The organism is Psychrobacter sp. ANT_H3, assembly GCF_027919975.1.
Classification (GTDB): domain Bacteria; phylum Pseudomonadota; class Gammaproteobacteria; order Pseudomonadales; family Moraxellaceae; genus Psychrobacter; species Psychrobacter maritimus.
Map to the genome: position 1 here is coordinate 1 of NZ_JAQISM010000042.1, position 5,962 is coordinate 5,962.

A 5,962-nucleotide genomic window follows, 5' to 3' on the forward strand; every position below is an offset into this window, starting at 1 on the left:
CCTAAAAAGTGTGTATAGTCTAATCCAAATAAAACCGATACAACCCTATTAACAATTGCATTTAATGAAATAAACGATGACTTATTCAATAGACTATCGCAAACAGGTACTTTCTAGCATCACTGATGGTATGACCATACGAGAAGCTGCGCTATTTTATGGACTTAGCACCAGCACCATTCACAGCTGGCAGAAGAAATTAGCGCCTAAAACAACCAGAAATAAAGCACCGACTAAAATACCTGATGACGCATTGATTGAAGACGTAAAAAGATACCCAGATGATTATAACTATGAAAGAGCTCGTCGCTTGAACTGTAGTAAAACGGGCATCTTTAATGCTTTAAAGCGTCTTGGTATCAGTCAAAAAAAAGACCTTGGAACATCCAAAAGCGTGTCCGATAAAAAGAGCGATATTCCAGAGTAGGCTTGATCGCTTTACGCAGCAAGGCTATCCCATTGTCTATATGGATGAAAGCGGCTTTGAGGCTGAAACCATTCGTTCTCATGGCTATGCACCGATTGGTAAACCCTGTATCGATAGCTACAACTGGCAAGCTTCGAGACGTACGAATGTCATCGGAGCTCTCTATGAAAAAATGCTATTTGCGCTTGATTACTTTGAACACAATATTAACAGCAGCATATTCTACCACTGGTGCAAATACACGCTAATCCCAAGTCTTAAAACTAAATGCGTGATTGTCCTGGATAATGCTCGATTTCATAAGAGTAAGCGTATTCAAAAGCTACTTAATAGACATGGTCATCGTATTTTATGGCTGCCGCCGTACAGCCCTGATCTAAACCCTATCGAGAAAAAATGGGCACAGGCTAAGTTTCTACGCCAAGGATGGATGGAGAATAATCTACCTAAACTGTTTCATGATATGGGCTGTATCGATTTTATAAAGACTTAACTATATGCAGAATTGTCACTGTGTTTTTTATGCTTTGGCTACTAAAATAACATATATTGATAATAATTCTAAGCATAAGACACTGATTAAATAGAATTATGCTACGTAGTTTAGCTTCTGTATTAGCCTTACTTAGAAAAATGCAAATTCCTCTCACAAATAAAATTTTGCTATTTTGGGTATACCCTAGCGAGACCAGTAAAACAGACCATAATTTGAGCTAATAAGTTACCTAAAATGGACAATGTTCGCAGGACTATTAATTGTCTTAAATGGTTGCCTTTCAGCTAATAGTCCATATTATGTCTAATAATAATAGATACTATGCCACTGCTGGCTTTTCTAGTTGTTTTAGTCCAATCGTTCTCAGTCTTCCTTGGCCGTCAACTTCTTTAATGACTAATAACCACTCCTTATTAATCACAACCGTATCGCCTGCTACGGGTGCCATCTTTAAGCTATCCTTAATATATTCAGCAACCGTTTGTTCCCACATATTTTTCGTGTTCAGGGTATCTTCTAGAGATTCGAATTTCATCCTATCGGTAAAGAAAGGCACATCTTTAAGTTTGACACTCGGCGATAGCATCCAATCGCCATAAAAATCATCGATGGCTCTACGGTCTAACGTAGTGTCATTAAAGACAGTCGCAATCTGATCGGCATAATCGCCACTCATGGCATACCATACGCTATCGCCAAATTTGAGCTTAGTCTTTTCATTAATTGCCAAGATTTGCTGACCACGCACCAAGGCAAAAACATGGATTCCTTCAGAGCTGATACGCGTAGATATATCCCTCGGATGACGACCAATTGCAAACGCCCCTAACTTTACTTCAAATTCATACAACGTAATACTTGCTCTATCTGACACCCACACTTCATGCTCTTCTTTTGGGCCCTTATTGTTAGGAATACGCACCTTAAACAGATTGGCCATAAAAGGAATGGTCGTCCCTTGTAACACCAACGATAAGACCACCACCCCAAAAGCGATATCAAACAGCATAAAGGCATTGTCCACCCCTGCAATCACTGGCAACATGGCAAGGGTAATGGGCACCGCACCACGTAAGCCGACCCAAGAGATAAAGCCGATCTCTCTATTTTTAAATTTAAACGGTAAAACACTGGTATAGACTGCAATAGGACGAGCCACTAAAATCATAAAGGCAGCAATGGCCACTGAATAAGGCCAAACTTCAAGAACGTTCGATGGCGTGACCAATAGGCCCAATACCACAAATAACACCGCTTGCGACAACCACGCAAAGCTGTCCATCACGCGCATGACATGCTCAGTTGAGCGTACCTTATGGTTGCCAATCATAATACCAGCGATAAAGACCGCGAGAAACCCACTACCGCCCAGTAAGTTAGTGGCAGAAAACACTGCTAAACCCGCCGACATTATTAAAATGGCATACATACCTTCTGCCAAATGTATCTTGGGTAATAATCGAGATAGGAAATAGCCAAAGAACAAGCCCATTCCTAAACCAAAACTAAGCTGTTGTAATAGTAGGCCTAAGAAGCCTAGCGCTGTCTGTCCGGCAGGATCAACATTTAAAGCAATCAATCCAGTGACTAACAGAATCGCTAAAGGGTCGTTGGCGCCCGACTCTAATTCAAGCGTGGCTTGGACACGATCATTTAATTTAACACCGCCATTACGCAACAGTGAAAATACCGCTGCCGCATCGGTTGAACCCACGATTGCTGCCAGTAATAAGCCAAAGCGCCAATCGACATCCAGCAGCCATGTGACGAATACACCCAGTATCATGACTGTCGCAAGTACGCCCCAAGTAGCCAGTGTGATGGCTGGTTTTAAGCCAACTCGGAATGATTTAACAGAGGTGCGCAACCCGCCATCTAACAAAATACAGGCTAAGGCTGCTTGTCCGACAAAATTGGCTATCGCATATTGAGAAAATTCAATACCCAAGATACCTTCTTCACCAGCAAGCATCCCGACGACTAAAAACAATAGCAAAAGTGGAACACCCAAACGCGCCGATAACGTACTTGCCATGATACTGGCGAAAATTAATACTGCTCCTACGAGATACACGATATTTAAGGTATCCATGTTTCATTAAGCCCTATTTTATAATACTAAGCTGAACTAACCAGAACGGGAGTAACATTTACCCATTGCTTTCAACGGTTAATTATTGTTTTAACATGCTCCTTAAGAATAACTGAGCTATGCTTGTATGTTAGTAAATATCTTATTCTATTATTGCTAAACGAGTCATATTATGAAAAAAGAGACACTGACAGGACTATCTATTATTACATTTGCAGCATTTTATATTTGGATTCAAAATGGCAGTAACCCATTTGATAAAAAAAGAAATACTGAACTCGAACAAGCTCAAAAAACATCAAAGATTGCATTGCTAACGAAGTGCCAGAAAGCAGTACAGCCCATGCTTAAAGGCTTTAAGTCTATGGACATTAAACGAAAAAACACAGACTACAGACGATTAAATAATGGTAACTTTGAAGTCATAACACATTACTACGCTGAAGATAGTTTGGATGCGGCTCCGCTCATTATCGTCGACTGCTTATTCGATAAAGATGGCAGTTTATTAGAAACAGCGCAGGTTAAATAACTTCCAGTATAGCTATGGAGCTGTAGTAGATAAGACTTTAAATAACACACCTTTTTCTCAAACTTTTAAGCTGCTCATGCTGCTGGCCATTTGCTCAGCCAGTTTTTTAATGTCAGATTGAGTAGTCATTGCTTATTCTCCTGCTATTGGATTATAAGCAGTTACACAGTTTTTAGGAAAAGCTTCTCAATCTGGCATTAAGTTACTGATTCATTTCGGGTATACCCGAGTGGAAACAGCTATATCACCCTTTAAGCCCATTGATAGACCGTTTAAAATAGACTAATGCAGTAAAACCACTTCAAGCGTACTATTATTACGCCTATAATCTATTGTAAGTATGCCTATGATAAACCGATTTCACTGGTTCGATACCCTAGTGAGGACTTGAATGGAGTCGTGGATTAGAGAGGTTTAACACGGGGTGTTGAGTTTGGTAAATGCGTAGTACTCGTAGATGACGCTCTTGATAATCGGCGTATCAAGAGGTATTAAACGTAAAGTTGAAACCGACTGTCAGTATCTGGTAGTAAGGTCTAAGTAGTACCTTGTGAGCTGTGACGTGTTCGGGGCATAAGTAGTAAAAAAAGCGTCTACCCGCAACGCATGACAAACACTACAGTATGTTTTCAACCCCCTGTTGTGTAGGTAAGGGGTCTGACACTCGCCCAATCGGTTCCAATAGGTGGTTCTATTCATTTATGACTATAAGAATAGAAAATTATAAATTTAGTAGTCTACAAATCTTATTCAACAAGGTTAATTTGCCAGTTATTGGCTTGAATGACAATATTAATTTTGCGTAGTTTCATCGCCAGGTCATCGGCTTGCTTTTGTAACCCAGCTACTGAGACCATAATATTCCATTTAATTTCACGATGACTATAACGATCTGCCTCAGTGTCGGTCGCTTCAATTGCTTCAATTAATAGTTTGTGGCGCATCTCCAACGCCTCGCGTTCAACCAATAGCGTCAGCATTGATTGATCTTTATCCGTCTTAGCAACTGCATTGGTACGGTGAATACGTTCAATCAAAGTAGATAGCTCAGTAATGACTTGACTAGCCTCAATCATTAGATGACTTGGATCTTCATTTGGCGTATCGCCTTCTTGAACTTTAGCATTACTACGAATACGTCCTTTAATTTGAGCAAGTTTTTTTTGCATATCGCTACGAATAAGTAGGGCTTCTGCGAGTTTCATTTTTAGCTCCTTTTAACACCTTATTAGTATACTGCGTTTATTATAGATGTGTTTGTCCGTAGTATTGTTGGCTGGAAGGTGTCTAATCGTATGAACATCGATATGATGATGGCAGCGTTAAATCAAGCCATTGCAGACAGAAACAACCCAAAAGACGTTATTCATCGTAGTGATAGAGGCGTTCAGTATTTATCTATTCGTTATACTGATCAGATGGCTGATTCTGGCGTTATTACCTTTGTTGGAACGCGGGTAATTCATATGATAATGCATAGTACGATTGGTTATGTATCACCTTTTGAGTTTGAAAAGCAATATTATGATAGTCTTAATGAGTCAGGCAAAGTTGCCTGACTCAAATAAAACGCTCTCCGATATAGTCGGGGCGGTTCAGATAGCCAACTGGTTTAATATTATTCCGGTATATATGGGGTTAAAAAACGCACTAAGGCAGTGATTATTAAGAGTATTAGAAGAAGGAGTTGATATTTTATAAATCGTTCTGGGATAAATAAACACAGCACAGATACTATAAAAATTCCTATAATTTCAATCAAATTAGATAGACTTTGAGAGCCAAATCCTAGCCCAGTTAATACGACCCACAAAAATGATGGTAAGAATACTAGGCTAAATTTTTTCAATGGTTTATTCATAGGTTAGGCTTATCTTCTATGTGGGCGCAATTTCTATTGCACCGGCAACGGCACAACCCTGATATACTTCGCCTGCGTAAGTTAATATTGCAGTAAGTTCATTTTGATAGCCATTGTCATCGATACAAAGGTTATTTTTTATATTCACAACAATAGGCTGTCCATTGATAGTACTCGCGTATTCGACACCTTCAGTATTGACAGAACCAGAACCCACCACGATAACTGTTGCTGTCGTTGGCTTTAAGAAATTCGCCTCTATACTTAGCTCATTTCCTTCAATCACTATTCGCCAAATTTTTTCTTTAGCGGTGTTTCCAAAAGCAGTAAATGCCGCTGACGCTACCGGCACTTCTATTGTAGGCTGCTTACTCAGATCCGTGGTGTCGGCACGATGGTTATTACAAGCCACTAGAGCTAAGCTGCCCGTTAAGCAAATTGTCGTTAGAAGCAAAGAACGCATAATTTTTCCTTTAAATATAATAAGAGAACACCACTATTTAGCAGTGTTCTCTTTGTTTACGTGATGAAATTCAGGTTTTTACTACCATAAG

The 5,962-nt window shown here is 39.7% G+C and carries 6 protein-coding genes and 1 pseudogene; 4 read left to right on the forward strand and 3 right to left on the reverse strand.

Annotated features, from left to right (window positions below):
• The first annotated feature begins 76 nt into the window (after nt 1-76).
• Together PG901_RS13395 and PG901_RS13400 are read left to right on the forward strand one after the other, a co-directional pair.
• Nucleotides 77-427, forward strand: a complete 351-nt coding sequence (locus PG901_RS13395; RefSeq protein WP_101204408.1) for an IS630 transposase-related protein — start codon at nt 77-79, stop codon at nt 425-427.
• Entirely contained in the window at nt 378-920 is a 543-nt protein-coding gene (locus tag PG901_RS13400) for an IS630 family transposase (protein ID WP_442966931.1), read from the forward strand. Before PG901_RS13395 ends, PG901_RS13400 begins: the two co-directional genes overlap by 50 nt.
• Nucleotides 921-1,242: 322 nt before the next feature.
• Here the strand turns inward: PG901_RS13400 and PG901_RS13405 are convergent, their stop codons facing one another.
• Nucleotides 1,243-3,015 (reverse strand): potassium/proton antiporter, encoded by a 1,773-nt coding sequence (locus PG901_RS13405; protein ID WP_201538661.1) that lies wholly within the window; start codon nt 3,013-3,015, stop codon nt 1,243-1,245.
• A gap of 172 nt (nt 3,016-3,187) precedes the next feature.
• On the opposite strand from PG901_RS13405, the gene PG901_RS13410 reads away from it, so the two are divergent.
• Nucleotides 3,188-3,547: a hypothetical protein gene (locus tag PG901_RS13410; RefSeq protein ID WP_144297953.1), complete on the forward strand. Its 360-nt coding sequence runs from the start codon at nt 3,188-3,190 to the stop codon at nt 3,545-3,547.
• Between the two features lie 746 nt (nt 3,548-4,293).
• Here PG901_RS13410 and PG901_RS13415 read toward each other — a convergent pair.
• The gene (locus tag PG901_RS13415; protein WP_025651570.1) at nt 4,294-4,752 is read right to left on the reverse strand and encodes a DIP1984 family protein; all 459 of its coding nucleotides are present in this window, start codon (nt 4,750-4,752) and stop codon (nt 4,294-4,296) included.
• A 27-nt stretch (nt 4,753-4,779) separates the two neighbouring features.
• Between PG901_RS13415 and PG901_RS13760 the strand changes: the two are divergent.
• Nucleotides 4,780-4,963: pseudogene (locus PG901_RS13760) on the forward strand (DDE-type integrase/transposase/recombinase); the annotation flags it as partial.
• Nucleotides 4,964-5,424: 461 nt separating this feature from the next.
• Here the strand turns inward: PG901_RS13760 and PG901_RS13425 are convergent.
• A complete protein-coding gene (locus PG901_RS13425) occupies nt 5,425-5,871 on the reverse strand; it encodes a hypothetical protein (RefSeq protein WP_201545974.1) in 447 nt (148 codons plus the stop codon).
• Nucleotides 5,872-5,962 lie beyond the last annotated feature (91 nt).